23 protein-coding genes and 1 tRNA gene are annotated in these 16,881 nt (G+C 70.0%); 7 read left to right on the plus strand and 17 right to left on the minus strand.

Translation table 11 applies throughout. The features are described from left to right. The first annotated feature begins 67 nt into the window (after positions 1-67). From GA0070618_RS01025 to GA0070618_RS01045, 5 genes are all read left to right on the plus strand, one after another. A complete protein-coding gene (locus tag GA0070618_RS01025) occupies positions 68-943 on the plus strand; it encodes an aldolase (protein WP_088979944.1) in 876 nt (291 codons plus the stop codon). 4 nt (positions 944-947) lie between these two features. Beyond that, positions 948-1,676 (plus strand): sulfite exporter TauE/SafE family protein, encoded by a 729-nt coding sequence (locus GA0070618_RS01030; protein WP_088979945.1) that lies wholly within the window; start codon positions 948-950, stop codon positions 1,674-1,676. Continuing rightward, a complete protein-coding gene (locus GA0070618_RS01035; protein WP_088979946.1) occupies positions 1,670-2,065 on the plus strand; it encodes a YidH family protein in 396 nt (131 codons plus the stop codon). Before GA0070618_RS01030 ends, GA0070618_RS01035 begins: the two co-directional genes overlap by 7 nt. Continuing rightward, positions 2,062-2,424 (plus strand): DUF202 domain-containing protein, encoded by a 363-nt coding sequence (locus GA0070618_RS01040; RefSeq protein ID WP_143740285.1) that lies wholly within the window; start codon positions 2,062-2,064, stop codon positions 2,422-2,424. The genes GA0070618_RS01035 and GA0070618_RS01040 overlap by 4 nt, the downstream gene beginning before the upstream one ends. A gap of 69 nt (positions 2,425-2,493) precedes the next feature. Continuing rightward, complete coding sequence (locus tag GA0070618_RS01045; RefSeq protein ID WP_088979947.1) at positions 2,494-3,708, plus strand: PP2C family protein-serine/threonine phosphatase; 1,215 nt, start codon at positions 2,494-2,496, stop codon at positions 3,706-3,708. Here the strand turns inward: GA0070618_RS01045 and GA0070618_RS01050 are convergent. The 13 genes from GA0070618_RS01050 to GA0070618_RS01110 all read right to left on the minus strand — a co-directional run bounded on the left by GA0070618_RS01050 (position 3,705) and on the right by GA0070618_RS01110 (position 12,909). After that, the gene (locus GA0070618_RS01050; RefSeq protein ID WP_088979948.1) at positions 3,705-4,355 is read right to left on the minus strand and encodes a M23 family metallopeptidase; all 651 of its coding nucleotides are present in this window, start codon (positions 4,353-4,355) and stop codon (positions 3,705-3,707) included. The genes GA0070618_RS01045 and GA0070618_RS01050 overlap by 4 nt on opposite strands. Before the next feature lie 136 nt (positions 4,356-4,491). Continuing rightward, complete coding sequence (locus tag GA0070618_RS01055; protein ID WP_088979949.1) at positions 4,492-4,689, minus strand: hypothetical protein; 198 nt, start codon at positions 4,687-4,689, stop codon at positions 4,492-4,494. A 50-nt stretch (positions 4,690-4,739) separates the two neighbouring features. Further along, positions 4,740-5,453 (minus strand): hypothetical protein, encoded by a 714-nt coding sequence (locus GA0070618_RS01060; protein WP_088979950.1) that lies wholly within the window; start codon positions 5,451-5,453, stop codon positions 4,740-4,742. A 236-nt stretch (positions 5,454-5,689) separates the two neighbouring features. Beyond that, a complete protein-coding gene (locus tag GA0070618_RS01065) occupies positions 5,690-6,880 on the minus strand; it encodes a serine hydrolase domain-containing protein (RefSeq protein ID WP_088979951.1) in 1,191 nt (396 codons plus the stop codon). 186 nt (positions 6,881-7,066) lie between these two features. Continuing rightward, the gene (locus tag GA0070618_RS01070; RefSeq protein ID WP_088979952.1) at positions 7,067-7,450 is read right to left on the minus strand and encodes a VOC family protein; all 384 of its coding nucleotides are present in this window, start codon (positions 7,448-7,450) and stop codon (positions 7,067-7,069) included. 236 nt (positions 7,451-7,686) lie between these two features. Next, entirely contained in the window at positions 7,687-8,250 is a 564-nt protein-coding gene (locus tag GA0070618_RS01075) for a dihydrofolate reductase family protein (protein ID WP_088979953.1), read from the minus strand. Positions 8,251-8,389: 139 nt separating this feature from the next. Next, positions 8,390-8,593, minus strand: coding sequence for a hypothetical protein (locus GA0070618_RS33250; protein ID WP_094977954.1), 204 nt, complete (start codon positions 8,591-8,593; stop codon positions 8,390-8,392). Between the two features lie 178 nt (positions 8,594-8,771). Continuing rightward, on the minus strand, positions 8,772-9,146 hold the full coding sequence (locus tag GA0070618_RS01085) for a hypothetical protein (protein WP_088979954.1): 375 nt from the start codon (positions 9,144-9,146) through the stop codon (positions 8,772-8,774). A 100-nt stretch (positions 9,147-9,246) separates the two neighbouring features. Next, positions 9,247-9,714: a DUF5956 family protein gene (locus GA0070618_RS01090; protein WP_088979955.1), complete on the minus strand. Its 468-nt coding sequence runs from the start codon at positions 9,712-9,714 to the stop codon at positions 9,247-9,249. Positions 9,715-9,976: 262 nt separating this feature from the next. Further along, positions 9,977-10,216, minus strand: a complete 240-nt coding sequence (locus GA0070618_RS01095; protein WP_088979956.1) for a hypothetical protein — start codon at positions 10,214-10,216, stop codon at positions 9,977-9,979. Positions 10,217-10,219: 3 nt separating this feature from the next. Then, positions 10,220-11,422, minus strand: coding sequence for a helix-turn-helix domain-containing protein (locus tag GA0070618_RS01100; protein ID WP_231931561.1), 1,203 nt, complete (start codon positions 11,420-11,422; stop codon positions 10,220-10,222). Then, on the minus strand, positions 11,409-11,636 hold the full coding sequence (locus GA0070618_RS01105) for a hypothetical protein (protein WP_088979957.1): 228 nt from the start codon (positions 11,634-11,636) through the stop codon (positions 11,409-11,411). Before GA0070618_RS01105 ends, GA0070618_RS01100 begins: the two co-directional genes overlap by 14 nt. Positions 11,637-11,697: 61 nt before the next feature. Next, on the minus strand, positions 11,698-12,909 hold the full coding sequence (locus GA0070618_RS01110; protein WP_088985192.1) for a helix-turn-helix domain-containing protein: 1,212 nt from the start codon (positions 12,907-12,909) through the stop codon (positions 11,698-11,700). Positions 12,910-13,429: 520 nt separating this feature from the next. On the opposite strand from GA0070618_RS01110, the gene GA0070618_RS01115 reads away from it, so the two are divergent. Further along, positions 13,430-13,960, plus strand: coding sequence for a GNAT family N-acetyltransferase (locus tag GA0070618_RS01115; RefSeq protein WP_088979958.1), 531 nt, complete (start codon positions 13,430-13,432; stop codon positions 13,958-13,960). Between the two features lie 180 nt (positions 13,961-14,140). Here the strand turns inward: GA0070618_RS01115 and GA0070618_RS01120 are convergent, their stop codons facing one another. From GA0070618_RS01120 to GA0070618_RS01130, 3 genes are all read right to left on the minus strand, one after another. Next, positions 14,141-14,548, minus strand: coding sequence for a hypothetical protein (locus tag GA0070618_RS01120; protein ID WP_143740284.1), 408 nt, complete (start codon positions 14,546-14,548; stop codon positions 14,141-14,143). A 32-nt stretch (positions 14,549-14,580) separates the two neighbouring features. Beyond that, a tRNA-Val gene (locus GA0070618_RS01125) sits at positions 14,581-14,652 on the minus strand. A gap of 50 nt (positions 14,653-14,702) precedes the next feature. Next, positions 14,703-15,269 (minus strand): TIGR02611 family protein, encoded by a 567-nt coding sequence (locus tag GA0070618_RS01130; protein ID WP_088985193.1) that lies wholly within the window; start codon positions 15,267-15,269, stop codon positions 14,703-14,705. 271 nt (positions 15,270-15,540) lie between these two features. Between GA0070618_RS01130 and GA0070618_RS01135 the strand changes: the two genes are divergently transcribed. Further along, positions 15,541-15,972, plus strand: coding sequence for an SsgA family sporulation/cell division regulator (locus tag GA0070618_RS01135; protein ID WP_007457244.1), 432 nt, complete (start codon positions 15,541-15,543; stop codon positions 15,970-15,972). A gap of 111 nt (positions 15,973-16,083) precedes the next feature. Here the strand turns inward: GA0070618_RS01135 and GA0070618_RS01140 are convergent, their stop codons facing one another. Further along, positions 16,084-16,860: a glucose 1-dehydrogenase gene (locus GA0070618_RS01140; RefSeq protein ID WP_088985194.1), complete on the minus strand. Its 777-nt coding sequence runs from the start codon at positions 16,858-16,860 to the stop codon at positions 16,084-16,086. Positions 16,861-16,881 lie beyond the last annotated feature (21 nt).

Consider the following 16,881-nt stretch of genomic DNA (forward strand, 5'->3'; position numbering starts at 1 on the left):
CATCTGTTCGTTAGTTACCAAGCGATGGTAGGTTCCCAACATCTTCTGGTAATCCTGGGGAGGATCCATGACCATCGCCACCGTGTCGCCCACCGTGTTGGCGCGTCCCTCCGGCGGCTACGCCATGCTCGCCGTCGACCAGCGGGAGGCCCTGCGGGCGATGTTCGCCGCGACGCAGGACCAGCCGGTGACCGACGAACAGATCACCGACTTCAAGGTCGCGGCGGCCCGCGCGCTCAGCCCGTACGCCTCGGCGATCCTGGTCGACCGGCAGTTCGCCTGGGACGCCGTCCTCGCCGCGAACGCCGTCGACCCCGGGTGCGCCCTGATCGCCGCCGCCGACCGCTTCACCGGCAGCGCCACCGAGTTCGTCGCCGACGTCGCCATCGACGACGACGTCGACCCCGCCACCGTCCGCGCCCAGGGCGCCAAGGCCCTCAAGCTGCTCGTCCTCTGGCGGCCCGACGAGGACTCCGCCGGCCGGATCTCGCTGGTGACCGACTTCGTCCGGCGCTGCCGCGACAACGGCCTGGTCAGCATCATCGAGCCGGTGTCCCGGGGCCCCCGCGACGGCGGCTCCTTCGACCACGACGCGGGCATCTTCGCCGCCGCCCGGGAACTCGGTTCGCTCGGCGCCGACCTCTACAAGGCCGAGGTCCCCACCGCCGGGAAGGGCACCGACGAGGAGATCCGCACCGGCTGCGCGAAGCTGACCGAAGCGATCACCGGCCCCTGGGTGGTGCTCTCCTCCGGCGTGCCCGCCGAGCGTTTCCCCGACGCGGTGCGCCTCGCCTGCGGGGCCGGCGCCTCGGGTTTCCTCGCCGGCCGGGCGATCTGGGCCTCTGTCGTCGGCAGCCCGACCATGGCCGACGACCTGCGGACCATCTCGGTGGACCGGTTGCGCCGCCTCTGCGACGTGGTCGACGACGCGGTGTCCCGCTGACCCGGTGACCGGTCTCGGCGCTGTCCTCGCGGTGACGGCGGTCGCCCTCGGGGCGGCCATGCAGCGCGCCACCGGGCTCGGCTTCGCCCTGGTCGCCGCGCCCTTCCTGGTCATCATCCTCGGCCCGTTCTCCGGCGTCGTGCTGGCGAACCTGCTCTCCGCCGTGATCAACGTCGCCGTCCTGTGCACCACCCTGCGCGGCCTGCGGGGCCGGCTGGCCGCCGAGATGATCGCCGGCGTCCTGGTCGCGGTCCCGCTGGGCGCGTGGGTGGTGACGGCGCTGCCCGGTCCGCTGCTGCTCATCGGCGTCGGCACGGTCACCGCGGCGTCCGTCGCCTGGGTCGCGCACGGCAACCCGGTGCCGATCCTGCGCCGACGGGGCGGGCCGCTGCTGTCCGGCTTCACCTCCGGCTTCTTCAACACCACCGCCGGCACCGGCGGCCCACCCCTGGCCGTCTACGCGCTGAGCACCAACTGGGAACAGCGCAGCTTCGTCCCGACCGTGCAACTCGTCGGCCTGGTCACCAACGTGCTCTCGCTGGCCGCCAAGGGTCCGCCGCAGCTGTCCTGGCCACTGCTGCTGTCCTGCGTCGCGGCGATGGCCGTCGGCCTCGCCGCCGGTCAGGTCCTGTCCCGCTGGCTGCCCGAGGACCGGGCCCGACGGTGGGTCGTCGCCCTGGCACTGATCGGCAGCGTCGTCGCCGCCGGAAAGGGAGTGACCGCACTGTGGTAGTCGACACCGACGACGACCGTTCCCCAGCCGGCGCGCCCCGCCGGTGGCCCGGTCGGGTCTTCGACCGGGGCGTGGACCCCGACCCCCGGTTCAGCCTCGCCAACGAGCGCACCTTCCTGGCCTGGATCCGCACCTCACTGGCCCTCTTCGCCGCCGGTGTCGCCCTGGAGGCGCTGACCCTGCCCATCGCGCCCGGACTCCGTCGGGCGGCGGCCGTCGTCCTGATCCTGCTCGGCGCCGCCGCCCCGGTCCAGGCGTTCCTCGGCTGGCTCCGCACCGAGGCGGCCCTGCGGCTCGGCCGGAGCCTGCCGCCGCCCACGCTGGCGGTGCCGCTCGGGCTGGGCCTGGTCGTCGCGGGCGGGCTGATCCTGATCGGTCTCCTGGTGTGACCCGCCTGGAACGCGGCACACCACGGCAGCCCGCACCGGGCAGAGGCAGCGACCCGGGCCTCCAACTCGAACGCACCATGCTCGCCTGGCGGCGCACCGCGGCGGCGTTCCTGGTGGCCGCCGCGGTCAGCGCACGCCTGCTCGTACCGCTGCTCGGCAGCTGGGCCTATCCCGCCGTGCTGGTACCGGCGCTGGGTGCCTTCGCGGTCGGCGTCGCCGGACGCATGGTGCCGCTGCGGCACCCCCCGGCGGCCGCGAACCTGACGACGGTCCGACCCCGGCCCGGCTGGCTGGCCGCCGTCGCCGCCCTCACCTGCCTCCTCGGCCTGGCCGGTGCCAGCGCCGCCCTGGCATCCTGACCCTCCCGCCCACCACGTCGCACTGGACCGCCCGGGCGAACGTTGCGGTGGTGCAACTACGATCCGGGAGTGGTTCGCGAGGGAGACGTGGGAGACGAGCAGCGGTTACACCGCATCGAGGCGGTGACCGATGCGACGCTCTCCCGCCTCGACGCCGCCGACCTCTTCGACGAACTCCTCGACCGCGTCCGCGAACTGCTCCGGGTCGACACGGCCGCCATCCTCCTGCTCGACGTACGCGCCCAGCAGCTCGTGGCCACCGCGGCCCGGGGCCTGGAGGAGGAAGTGCGGCAGGGCTTCCGCGTCTCGGTCGGCCGGGGGTTCGCCGGCCGGATCGCCCTCACCCGGCAACCGGTGGTGATCGAGGACGTCACTCCCGACCGGGTCGTCAATCCGGTCCTGCTGAACACCGGTGTCCGGTCCCTGCTCGGCGTACCGATCACCTCCCGCAACGAACTCCTCGGCGTCGTGCACGTCGGCACCCTCACCCCGCGCCGCTTCGTCGCCGACGACATCCGCCTGCTGGAACTGGTCGCCGACCGGATCCGGCTCGGCCTCCCCGCCCGGGCCAACAGCCTGGACCAGACCGCCGCGCTGGCGCTGCAACGGAGCCTGATCCCCACCGAGCTGCCGAAGGTGCCGGGTCTCGAACTGGCCGGGCGGTACGTCCCGGGTCACGCTTCCGGCGTCGGCGGCGACTGGTACGACGTCTTCACCCTCCCCTCCGGCTGGCTCGGCATGGTCGTGGGTGACGTGTCCGGCCACGGACTCCAGTCCGCGGTGGTGATGGGCCGGGTCCGCAGCGCCCTGCGGGCGTACGCCCTGGTCTGCGACGACCCGGCGGAGGCACTGACCCTGCTGGACCGGAAGGTGGTCCACTTCGAGGCCGGCAACCTGACCACGGCGCTGTACGCGATGATCTCCCCGGACGGCGCGACCCTGCACGTCTCCCTGGCCGGACACCCCCGCCCGGTCCTGGCCGTGCCGGACCAGCCGAACGCCGTCCTCCCCGTGCACATCGATCCCCCGCTCGGCATCGGACGCCGGCAAACGCGCCGGCACACCACCACGCTCGACTTCGCACCCGGCGCGGTCCTGGTCTCCTACACCGACGGGCTGGTCGAGCGGCGCGGCGAACTGTACGACGCCGGGGTCGCCCGGCTGATGGCCGCCATTCCGGTGGCTCCCGTCGAGACCGTGTGCACGACCGTGATGGCGACCCTCGACGTCGAACACCCGGCCGACGACATCGCCCTGCTGGCCGTGCGGAGACTGCCCGACTAGGCGCAGTTGTTGCTGGTGCGCCGGACCGTGTACTCGGTGTCGTCGTGGGTGATGCCGGACGGCTGCCCGTCGAAGTGGGCCTCGACCTTCTCCCAGCCCCGGCGCTGCTCGTAGTGCAGGTGCGGCGCACCGGAGTTGCCTGTGCTGCCCACCTTGCCGATCTGCTCGCCCTGCTCGACCCGCTGGCCGACCTCGACCATGGGCGGTTCGAGCAGGTGGAGGTACTGCGTCTCCCACCGACCGCCATGGTCGATCTTCACCCAGTAGCCGCCGCCCCGCCCGCGCGGACCGTCCGGGTCCTCCGGGGTACGGCCACCCAGCGACCCGTTGACGCCGGCCACGGTGACCGTGCCACTGTAGGACGCGAGCACCGGCCTCCCCCACGCCTCCCCCTCGGTGGGGAACAGGTCGACGTCGTAGTCGTCGTGTCCGGGGTAGGTGCCGAGCTGCCAGGTCTCGCCGCACGCGACGGGAAGCTGGAAGAGCGGTCGCGGCCCCGGCGGACGGACGAGCGGCACGACGACCACGGCGACGGCGACCAGGGCCGCGACCGCGCCGAGCGCCAGGACGGCGAGGAGGAGGCGGCTCCGGCGGGCGCGGTGGCTACGCGGTCGGGGCGGTTGGCCGGTGGTCACCGTTCCGAGCATGGCAGACGCCGCCAAGACAGCGACTCCCGGCACCGGCGCGTCCAGAGCCGGCACGCCGAGCCAGGAATCCCAGCGGTCACCTCTTCGTGGATGGTGATCGACATGACGCCACGCCGATCCTCTCCGAGCAGGGTGGTCAGTGCGGAAAGACACGGGACAGGCGGGTCGAGGTCCCGTCGCGGAACTGCTCGATCCCGGCGCACACGTCGAACCCGCCCCCCGCCCCGGCGATCAGGACGCGCTCCGCCCCGTGCAACGCGGCGAACAACGGCGGCGTGGCGAGCCCCCAACCGTCACCGCTGCGCCGAGCCTGCCCCGCGCCGTCTGTCGTCATCCCTGAATGATCTCGGACGGGGGTCGGCGGGCCAACGGCTGGCCGACCACTCAGGCCAGGAGCGCGGCTCGCATCTCCGCACCCGGGTTGAACCCGCCGACCACCTGGTTGCCGGCCGGGTCGAGGACGTCAACCGTGTTGTTCCGGCGCATCAGCTCCCGGACCGGGGGCGGAAGCGGCGGCGGATCGTCCATGGCCGCCCGGATGTCACGAGCGGCCATGATCAGCCGGTACGCCAGGGTGGCGGCCTCGGTGTCCACCCGGACCCGGTGGTACTCCCACCCGACGATGGTCAGGTCGAGGATCTCGAACAGGTGGGACAGCAGCGGTTTCGGGTCGGTCGTCTGCACGTACCGGGACGCTCCGCTGCCGACGACCGTGACCGCGGCGACCACCTGCACGTACGGATGGAAGCCGGAGGGCAGCTCGAACAGGGACCAGCGCAGCGCCGGAGCGGCCTCCCTCCACAACGGCCGGTAGTTCCGCCGGTCGACGATCAGCCGGCGACCGGTGCGCCGGTGCAGTTCGTAGGCCTGGGTGAGGAGGTCCGTGTGGGCGTTCTCGGCGAACTCGTGCAGGATTCGGGCTGCTACGACCAGGCCGTCGTCCCCGTCCAGCAGCCGGGTGACCGCCTCGACCTGCTCGGAGGGCCGCATCTGCACCCGCGCGCCGAACCGGTGCCGGACCTCCTGGAGCAACGCCTCCTGCCGGCCCGGGTCGTGCTGGACCTGCTCCTTACCCAACACCCGTTGGAGCCACCGCATGTCGCCTCGTCTCCGCAGCCGCCTCGGAACCCAGCAATGCTAGCCGAGCCTCCCCAGGTGACCGGTTTCCCTCGGTTTCCCGGGGTGTCCACGCCTGCGGTGGGTTCACTCTGCTCCGTCCCGCCTGCCTCGACACAGGCCCCTCGGGCCGCGCGCCCGGGTGTCTCTCGACACCGCTGACGAAGCTCACCGGCCCGCCGTCTCGGAGGACAGCACGCTCACGAACATCATCTCTGTCAGTCGTCGATCGCCTGGTAGACAGCGGTCCAGAGATCGAGCCACATCGGCAGCGTCTGGTCGCCCGCGTGGGCCCGCTGCATGAAGAAGATCGCCGTCAGGTCCTCGGGGGGATCGTTGTACCAGGCGGTGCCGTAGTAGCCGGGCCATCCGTAGCTGCCGACCGACGGGCCGAGGTGCGTGCGGCGGGTCCGGACCGACACCCCGAAACCCCAGCCCATGGCATCGAAGTACCCCGGCCAGAACCCGGAGACCGCCCTCTGCGCGGGGGTCAGGTGGTCGGTGGTCATCAGGGTCACCGACGGCCGCGAGAGCACCCGCTCGCCGCGGTGGCTGCCGCCGGCGAGCAGCGCCGAGGCGAAAGCAAGGTAGTCCTCGGCAGTGGAGACGAGCCCACCGCCACCGGACTCGAACGCCGGCGGCCGGCTCCACCGCCCGTCGGGGGCGTCTTCGACGACCGGCTCACCGGTGACGGCGTTGTCGCGCTCGTACGCCGTCGCCAACCGGTCGATGCTCTCGCCGCCCACGCTGAACGCGGTGTCCTTCATCCCGAGCGGCCCACAGATCCGCTCGCGCAGGGCGTCCCCGAAGGACATGCCGGTGGCCCGGGCGACGAGCACGCCCGTCACGTTGGCGGCGGTGTCGTACATCCAGCGCTCCCCCGGCTGATGGACGAGCGGCAGCGCGCCGAGCCGGCGGATCCATCCGTCCGGCGACGACCGGTCGAGTGCGTCCAACGCGTCGGCGATCGGGACCGTTCCGGGCTCGGCGGGGACCATGCCGGTGCCGAGGGTGTAGGTCAGCAGATCCCGCAGCGTGATCGGGCGTTCCGCCGCTACGGTGTCCTCCAGCGGCCCGTCCGGGTCGGCGAGCACAGTCATGTCCGCCAGCTCCGGAAGGAAATCGTCGACCGGGTCGTCGAGACGAAGGGTGCAGTCCTCGACAAGCGTCATCGCACACGCGGCGACGACGGGCTTCGTCATCGAGCCCAGGCGGCAGATCGTGTCGCTGGCCATCGGCGTCCGCGCCCCAGGGCCCTCGAACGCCAGATTGCCCGTTGCCTCGATGTGCACCTCGCCCTTACGGGCCAGGACGGCCACCACACCCGGGACGAAGCCGGACTCGACGTGACGCTCGAGCAACGACCGCAGCCGAGCCAGCCGCTTCGACGAGAAGCCACCAACAGCCACCTTTTCTCCTCAACTCGTCCGTCGCCAGTTGCGCGTTGCGTGACGACCACACGTTCCGTGCGGAGGTCAGAAAAAGAACCCGCCCGAGCAGTCCCCGGTCGTCGGCATGACCGGACGTTGACCCGATGGCCCTCCGCCACTGTGCGATGGGCGGCATGACGGACGGCTACCACACTGATCGTGGCATCAAGCGACGCAAAACTCGTTGCCCTCGGGGTCATGCATGACGACATGCCCGAGGACGTCGCCGTACCACTCCTCGCGGACCACCGTCGCGCCGGCGGCAACCAGCTCGGGCACCTTCTTCCGGATCAGTCGGGCGCGCTCCGCCATGTCCCAGGGGCCCGGACCGGCCACCCGAATATCGATATGCGTACGGTTCTTGGCGGACTTGCCCTCGGGGACCTTGAGGAAGCCGATGGCAGGTCCCCGGCCATCCGGGTCGACGATGGAAGCGTTGTCGGGCTCGTCGAAACCGGGTTCCTTCACATAGCCCAGGGCCAGTGCCCAGAAGGCAGCGAGCCGCTGGGGATCGTCGGCATCGCATCCCAAGGTCCAGAAAGTGCCCACGGCGCCACCGTACGCGAGCTACGACACGCTGCCGTCGGCACGACAGGCCGTTTCGCCGCCGACCAGCTCCCGCCCCTGGATCACCAGCCCGGGTCGCGCCCCAGTCGTCGGCAGACCACCTTCGCCGGGCTGCTGTCCCGCGTCCCGGACCTGTCGGTCGCGGCCCCGCCCGCCTCGCCGGAGTGGCATCCCGGCCCACTGATCCGCAGCCTGCACACCCGCCCGGTTTCGCGGGGTCAGCCGTCCACCCGGTAACGCACGAAGATCGTTCCCTGCGAGAACGTGTGCTGGTCGAGAAGAGTCAGCTTGCGGCGGACACCGTCGGGGAGGGCGCGCGTGCCGCCACCGACGATCACCGGGCAGATGACCAGGCAGACCTCGTCGATCAGGCCGGCACGGTGGGCATGGCCGGCCAGATTGGCACCGCCGATCGCCAGGTCCCGCGTGGCCGACTCCTTCAGCCCGCGGACCGCCTCCGGGTCGAAGGTGCGCTCAATGCGGGTACGGGCGCTGCGCGGCTCCTCCAGCGTGGACGAGTACACGATCTTGTCGGCGGATCGCCAGATCTCGCTGTAGTCGAGGATGTAGTCGGGGTGGTCGCCGGGCTGTTCGTGGGCGGTCTCCCAGTAGGACATCACGTCGTACAGCCGGCGGCCGTACAGGTGGGTTCCGATGCCCCGGTCCAGGTCGTTCAGGAAGCGGTGCACCTCCTCCACCGGCTCGCTCCAGCCGAACTTGCCGTTCTCGTCGTTCACGAACCCGTCGAGGGACACGATGTCGGTGGTGATCAGCTTGGCCATGTCTCCGCCTCCGCATCTGATTGCACTCTGCAACCGGTATCAGCCTAGGCAGACTGATTGCGAAACACAACCAGTGAGAGATGTCCGGGGCGCGGGGACACTGCCGCGTGACCCGGGACCGCGATCCGGTCCGGCGCGATCAGTCGTCGGTCGCCTGGTAGACAGCGGTCCAGAGGTTGATCCGCAGGGGCAGCCGCCGGCCGCCCGCGTGCGCCCGCTGCAACATGAAGATCGCCGTCAGGTCCTCGGCAAGATCGTCGTACCAGGCGGCGCCGCAGTAACCGGGCCATCCGTAGCCGCCGATCGACGGGCCGAGGCATGTATGGCGAGTCCGGACCGACATCCCAAACCCAGCCCCTGGCATCGAAGTACCCCGGCCACAACCCGGAGACCGCCCCCTGCGCCGGAGTCGGGTGAACGGTGCCATCAGGGGAACTGCCGGCCGCGAGACCACCCGCTCGCCGCAGTCGATGCATGACGTCCAAGCATCAGTACCGAGCACCCGCCACAACAGCTCCGGGCTACCAGGGACCGTTACCGAACTGGCTGATGCAGGCTTCCACCAATGCCTGTCGGGCTTTAACGATCGCGAGATCCGCCTCAGCCGACGCGACGCTGCCGGGCTCGGTGCCCTCCGCCTGCTTCACAGCGGCCACCAGCGCATCACCGGCAGCCCGGGCATCAGCGTTCGTGGACCTCGCAGCGGCGCTGCCGATCGCAGCATTGTCGCGCGGCATGCCGGGCGGTTTCAGTAGGTCAGCCTTCAGCTCCCGGCACGCCCACCGGTCGTCCGCGCTACTGGACGACGGGACGGCTGCCGGCTCGGTGTTGTCGCTACAGGCGGTGAGGAAGACGACCAGGAGCAGGGCCAGGGCGCGGGCTCGGGTACGGCTCACACCAGCACCGTATCGACAGCGACAGATCAGTGATGTCAACCGGACGACACCAGAGGCTCGCGGGAAAGTGGTTGCGGACCTCGCCGCTCACCGCGCGGCGCTATCTGCCGGCGTAAACATCTCGAAGGACCTCACGGATCCGCGGAGCGAACTGGGCCGGGTGCACATGGTCGACCGGAAGGCGCCCCACGCCCCTGCTCACCCGCGACTCGATCTCTGGTCCGGTGTATCCCGCCGGCAGCCGCAGGAACCACCGGAAGCCGGCCGGGCGGGCGGGTATTCCCGCGTCGCCCAGGTACTCGTTGATGGAGTCGTCGATCATCTGCTGGTCCTCTGCCGAGCGCACGACGGTCCTCTCCCGCGTTCCGCATCGGTCGATGCACACCTCGGTGTATCTGTGGGGCAAACGGTCCGGGCATCGGACCATCCGGCCGGCACCGCTGAACCATCCGATGATGGCACCCCACCCGTTCTCGGTCAGCTCGTAGTAGCCGTCTCCCGGCGGCTCGTCCAGGACAGGCACGTCGTGCCACCCAGGGATGGCAGTGGCCTGATGGTCGTCGGACATGGGGCTCCTCGCCAGCCAGGTGAAGCCGAGGACGCCGGCTCCATCCGCAATCCTCCCAGTTCAGACGGCTTTCACAGGACCAACTTGCACCTGGTGTCCGTGATCGCCGTATCGTGGCACCTTCGGCTCACCAAACCCGCTTGGGACCTTGCCCAATCAGCTTCTTCCCCTCCTGTAGCGATGTGGGCGCTACCGCGATCGAACCAGTGACCTCTTCGGTGTGAACTGTCGGCGAGGCGGTCGGATCGAGTGTCGTCCGAGGTCAACGGGCCTGCTGGGGGTCGTCCCAGTTGGGTGAGGTCGGCTCGGTTGCTGTACACCGCTGCTGTACTTCTTCGGCCGTACGGAGGACGTCGCGGGCGGCGGTCGCCACCGGGCAGCCTGCGGTCCGGCAGATCGGGCAGCGGCCGTCGGGGGCGGGTCGGTGGTCGCGGAGGATCGCGCGGGCGGTGAGGATCAGCCGGTTGCGGATCTGCGCCAGGGACAGGAACGGTGCGGTCACCGCTCAGCCCAACCCGAGGATGGCGGCAAGCTGGATGATCATCGCTGGAGCGGCGGGTTCGCGGGCAACCTGGGCGAGTGCGTCCCGGCCGGCTGGTCGGTGGCGGATCTCCGCCGGTGCGATCCGGTCGGCCTCCATCAGGACCCTGCCGGCGTTGACCGGGTCGTCGGCATACAGGTACGCACGGGCGACGTCGACCAGGTACGCGGCGCGGTGTTCGGCGGGCAGCCAACTCCAGCCGTCCCGCGTGGTCACCTGCTCGTGCCGGGTCACGGCTTCCTCCGCGTCACCGCGTTCCACCGCCACGACGATCCGGGCCAGATCCACCGCCGTGGTTCCGAACCCCGTCCGGTAGTGGTCATGGCCGTCGCCCACCCGCGCCGCCATCTCGGCGGCCTCGTCGAGCAGCTCGACAGCGGTGCGGTCATCCCCGTCCCAGGCGGCGGCCAAGGCGGCCTGCACCAGCAACGTCCCGCACAGCGACGACTCGGCGGGGTCGCCGAACTCGACCACCGGCGGGGCGATCCGGTACGCGGCAGCCAGCATCACCGACTTCGCCACCTTCGTCCGCCCCGAGGCGCGCAACACCTGACCAAGCTGCACGGCAGCGGCAGCCACCAACACCCGGTCACCGATAGCGACAATCATGGCCCGGTCAACGGCCAGCCACGCCACGTCGGGAGCACCGAGCTTCACCAGCAGCGCCGCCGTCACGCGATACGTCTCCACCAGCGGCATCCGACCCCTGCCCGGATCGTGGGCGTAGGTACGTTGCGCGTCGGCTACCAACTGCGGCAGCAGTTCGACCACCTGCGGGTAGCGGGCGTACTGGAAGGTCGTCCAGGCGTGGGCGACCTCTCGCGCCAGCCTCTCGGCCGGCATGACGGGGCGGCGGGAAGCCGGCCGCTCCAACGCGATCTCATACGTCGACAGCGCCATCCGGATCCGCTCGACGCCCTCGGCGCGCTCGACCACCGCAGCCGGCTGGACGTCCCGACCGAACAGCACTGCCGTATCGATCCGCAGCACGGTGGCGATGTCCTGAAGCGTCGACACCTTGTCCAGCGACCGGACACCCCGCTCGACCTTGTCGACCCAACTCTTCGATTTGCCCAGTCGATCGGCCAACACCTGCTGCGACAGCTTCCGCCGCCCTCGCCAGTACGCCACCCGCCGACCGACCGGCAACACGTCACTGCTGTCCACGACGCCACCGCCGCGCCGGCACCGCCCGGGTCGTCTCCTCCGCCGGTATCCGCTCCGCCTCGGCCAACGCCAGGATGCGCTGCTTTGCGGCTTCCCGTTCCGCCGTCTGGACCTGCTCGCCCCGGCTCCCGGACAACGAGTTCTCGCTCATCCCCACCTCCGCTGGTAGGGGCGCGGCGGTGTACCCGTGGAAGGCCAACACCACCCGCCGCATCCCGTAAGCGGAAAGCTACGATCAGTAGCAAGCCGAAACAGGTAAGGTTCCTACCCCTGAATCAGAAAACGAGCCCGGCCCTGGCCGCGAGGTCACGCGCGTCATCTCGGGTAGAACGTGGCCCCTCAAGTAGGTCCAAGGTGATCTGACGGGCGTACCCGTTGTAACGGATGGTCTCCGGAGCCGATTCGTACGCCTGCCGCAGCATCGCCACAGCCGATTCCCTGTCGTCCTTGCCGTAATGCGCCCGCGCGACCTCGATGAGATGACGTGCCCGACGCGGCCTTGACGGGATCGCTGCCGCGTCATGTCGACGGGCCTGCCGCACCGCCTCGCCTGGCTTCTGCAACTCCACCGCCACGGTCACTGCATGAGGACCCATGATGACCCGGGAAAACGACGTCTGCGGCTGGTAGAAGCTCTCCGGTAGGCGCTGCGCCACCTGATCCGCACGATCCCAGTACCGCCAGGCCCGCCCCTCCTCACCGGCACGAGCGGCTGTGTACGCGGCCTCGACGTTCAGCGCACCCCACAGCGCCAGCAAATTCGTGCTCCCGTCGACCGCTTGCGTCTCCAATGCCGACAGCACGTCGAGCGTCACCACCATCGCGGTGTCCCAGTCCCCGGCGTCCCGATGCACCTGGCCCAGGAACCACCCCGCACGTGCAATCGCCTCCGGATCACCGGACTCCTGAGCCGCCACCATCGCCCGGTCCGTTACCCGCCAGAGCAACTCGGCAGCGGGCTGGTAGGCGATAAACATCTGCGCCAGCCCGAGCATCTCCGCCCACAAGGCTTGTGCCTGCCGACGTTCGTCACTCTCGTACGCCAACACGGCGCGTTGCCCGTCCCGAAGCAACCCCGGCAACAATCCGCCCAGCGCCGTACGGTGATCAGCCGCCTGATGACGTGCCCGCCACGCCATCGCAAGCCGCTCCCTCAGACTGGACAACGACTCCGCCGGCGTGTCACCGGAGAACGCGACATGGTTCACGGCATCCCGGACCGATACCAGTGCCGGATGCTCTGGCCCATTGATTGCAGTAGACCGGTCACCCAGTTCCACGGCCAAGACAGAAACATCGATCTTGAGAGCCCGCGCGATCCGATCCAGCATGTGGATACGCGGTGGCAGAATCCGATCGGTCTCCACCGCCTTGACCCACTCGGCGCTACGACCCACCAAGCCACCGAGCACCGCCCGAGTCTTCCCGGACCGCTCCCGGTAGACCTTCAACCGCTGCCCGAACGTCAACTCCGGCAAGGAATCCACCCGGAACCTCCTCGCGTAGCGCGGGACGCACCACCGACTGAACGGCCGCAACCACACCCAACGCTACCGATCCGCAGGCCGCCCCATAACCCCTCACACGCGGGGAGACTCCCTACGTCCTGGCAGACACTCCGACCTCTCGCTTATGAGCTCTGCGCGCTCCTCCGGACGCGTCTGCTCACGCCTCTGACGTCGGGCGCTCCAGGGCCCTCTGTGGTCGGCTCTCCGCGTCCAGTCCGGTTGCTGTCACCGTTGCTGTCGACAGCACCCAACGGCAGCTTGCCCGAATAGGCGATGGGGACCTCCCTCGGACGAAAGAAGGCCCCCATCGCGGGTAGAGGAATCGCCTGCGTCCTCGACCGAACCTCAGTGCCAGTGACCGGCTATGAGGAGAACCAAGTAGACGATCTTCAGCGAAGCCTCGACAACTCGTCCGATCTCGCTGGTTCTCCGCAGCACCTATGCGTGCGAGGAAAGCTGGGTTGAGTCGCGTTGCTCCGCACTGGCTAGATTGGGTCGTATGCGAACCATCCCCAGCGACCGCCTCCTGCTGCGCCCGTGGCGCGACGAGGACGCCGACTTCCTTCGGGATCTGGAGTCGCGCTGGGAGGTCGTGCGGTTCCTGGGCGCGCAGCCCACGTTGATGACCAACCGCGAGGATGCCCTCGCTTCGATTGCACGCCGTCGCGCGATCGCCAATCCGATCAACGGGATCTGGGCCATCACCACAGCGGCGGACGGCCGGCTGGTGGGAAACCTCCTGCTCAAGCCAATTCCCCTCTCGGCTGGGGAGCCGACCGACGGACCGACCGATGTCGAGATCGGCTGGCACCTGCATCCGGACGCCTGGGGGCACGGCTACGCCACCGAAGCAGCGGCGGCGGCCCTGGACGACGCGTTCAGCCGGGGACAGACGAGAGTCATCGCGGTCACGGATCCGGACAACCACGCCTCCCAGGCCGTCTGCCGGCGGCTCGGCATGACCCACCTCGGTCGGACGACCAGGTACTACGACACACCGAACGAACTCTTCGAGAAGCTGGCCAACTGATCGGCAAAGACCGCCACGACTGCCCCTGCCGCTCACCAGGAACCCGGCCGTACCGGTCACCCTCGCCACCGTCCGCCGTCGACGCGGCACGTCCTGGTCGAGCGACGAGGCCCGCCGGTTCCTGAAGTCCGGCGACTTTCTCGACGGTTGACGTCGACGACCCACGAGCCCGCACCGGGCTCAGTCCTCGGCTGCCTCGGCGTCCGGCAGGTCGAGATAGGCCAGCAGCCGCAGTACCCCGGCGAGGTGTTGCAGGTCGTGCCAGAGCCACGGCCCGTCGCCCGCCGGACGGCGCAGCAACGCGCGCAGCTCCGCCATGTCGTCACTGCTCTGCCCGACATCGACTCCCGACGCCGGGTCCTCCCTCAACTCGAAGGCGGAGCGCAGATCGACGTTCCAGTAGAGGTCGACGTCGAGGCACGACAGATCAAGCTCCGCACCGAACCGCTCCTGAACCGCGTCCAGCAACAGTGTGCACACCTGACGAAGTTCCTCGACCCTGAGCGTCTCCGCCACGTGCACCGCATTCCCGGAGGTAGTGACCGCCGCTGCTGTACTCCATTGCTGTACGAGCAGCAGAAAGGCCACTTCCCTCGATGGGAAGTGGCCTTTGACCTGCGTGGGCGATACTGGGATCGAACCAGTGACCTCTTCGGTGTGAACGAAGCGCTCTCCCGCTGAGCTAATCGCCCTCAGCGCGGATGACTGTACCTGATCGGGTCCGGACTCCGCGAATCCGGGGTCAGTTCGTCGCGAGGTAGTGCAACAGCCGGGCGACGACGTCGATGCCGAGGCCGACCTTGAGGGAGAGCCAGACGACCGCGCAGACGAAGAGCAGGCCGACCGTGCCGAGGGCCAGGCGCACCGGCCACGAGCGGCTGGTGACCCATCTGGTCCAGCGTTGCACGTGTCGGCGGGTGAACCCGAGCAGCCGCTTGGCCCAGTGGAACTCGACCGCCCAGATGCCGAGGCCGGCGATCACCAGCAGCCAGCCGGGGCCGGGCAGCGGGATGAGGACCGCGCCGATGGCGACCACCAGGGCCCCGGCCACGGCGATGAAGACCTTGAGCGCGATACGGCCGGTGGGGTTGGCCCGGATCAGCTCCAGGGTCGTCCGCAGCCGCCGCCAGCGGACCCGGCGTTCGGCGACCCGCACACCCCCTGTGCCGCCGGCACCGTGCCCGCGCAGCCCGTCACGGCCACGCCCTTCTTCCGGCACCCCGTACCCCCGCTTTCCGGTCTTTCCGGTCACCCGACCCGGCAACCGACGCCCGGCCGCAGCCTCCACTGAGGAATGCTCCGCGACCATCTCACCCCCAGTGTCGCCCCGGCCCGTCACTCCTACCGACGACTGGACGTTACCGGAGTAAGTCGACGACTGAACCACCCGATGCCGGGCGGGACCAAGTTCTGGGCAGAACCGGATATCGTACAAGAATTCTCACATTCTAGCGGCGTTTCCGAACCCCTTCCCACCACTGGGTGAAGTCAGCGTATGGCGGAGCGTAGCCATGAGGAGCGCCTGAGTATGGAAAAGCGGAACACGCGCGTTCCGCAGCGGTGCCGGGGGGAGAACGTCCATGAGTGTCATCCGACCGACGACCGTAGAGGTCGAGACGTCGCTAAGGCTCGTCGCACCTGACGCCACCGCCTTGCCGGTGCGCGCCAGTCTGCGCTACGACCCTGCTGACCCGTATGCGGTCCATGTCCTGTTCCATGCCGAATCCGCCGGCGGCGAGGCCGTGAGCTGGTCGTTCGCCCGCGAACTACTGGTCACCGGGCTCGACGAACCGGCCGGCATCGGCGACGTCCGGGTGTGGCCCTGGGCCACCCCACGCGGCGACTTCGTCGCGCTGGCGCTGTCGTCACCCGACGGCAACGCCCTGTTCGAGGTACCACGCAGTGTGCTGGTGCGCTTCCTGCGCCGCACCTACGTCGTCGTCCCGCGCGGCCGGGAGGCCGAGCACCTGGACGTCGACACGGCGGTGAACCGGCTGCTCGCCGGTCGCTGACCCGCCACACCACGGCGGGGCCGCGCGGATCTGCCGAGTCCGCGCGGCGCCCCGCCACCGACCACCGGGTACGCCCAGCGTCCCGGCCACGTGGTCAGCCGTGTCACGTGGTCAGCCGTGCGTCGTGAGGCCGCCGTCGACCGGGATGACCGCACCGGTCAGGTACGCCCCGGCGCGGGAGGCCAGATAGATCGCGGTGCCGGCCATGTCCTCGGGCCGGCCGATGCGGCCCAGCGGTATCTGCTGTTCGATGCCGGCCCGGGTGGCCGGGTCGTCCAGGGCGAACGCCATCATCTTGCTCTCGAACGGGCCGGGCGCGATCGCGTTGACCGTGACGTGCTCCCCGGCGAGCTGGTGGGCGAGGGTGCGGGTCAGCATGTGCACGGCCGCCTTGGTGGCCGAGTACGCGTACACCTCCATCGTCGGTACCCGGATGCCGTCCACCGAGCCGATGTTGATCACGCGGGCCGGGTCGTCGGCGCTGGCCGCCGCGCGCAGCGCGGGCAGCAGCGCGGTGGTGAGCCGGAACACCGCCTTGACGTTGACCGCCCAGAGCTTGTCGAAGGCGCTCTCCGGGTACGCCTCCAGCGGCGCGCCCCAGGTGGCCCCGGCGTTGTTCACCAGCACGTCGAGCCGGGGAGCGTGTTCCCGCACGGCAGCGGCGAGGGCCTGGGCCCCGGCGTCGGTGCCCAGGTCGGCCGGGATCGCCACGCACCGGCCCTCGGCGGACAGCTCGGCCGCGACGCGCTCGCACACCTCCGCGTTGCGGGACGAGACGATCACCTCTGCGCCGGCCCGGACGAAGCCCCGGGCGATCATCAACCCGATGCCCCGGGAGCCTCCGGTGACCAGGACCGTCTTGCCTTCGACCGAGAACAGATCCGTCATGCCCATCCCATCGCGAGTCGG

The sequence above is a fragment of the Micromonospora echinospora genome (assembly GCF_900091495.1).
GTDB lineage: Bacteria > Actinomycetota > Actinomycetes > Mycobacteriales > Micromonosporaceae > Micromonospora > Micromonospora echinospora.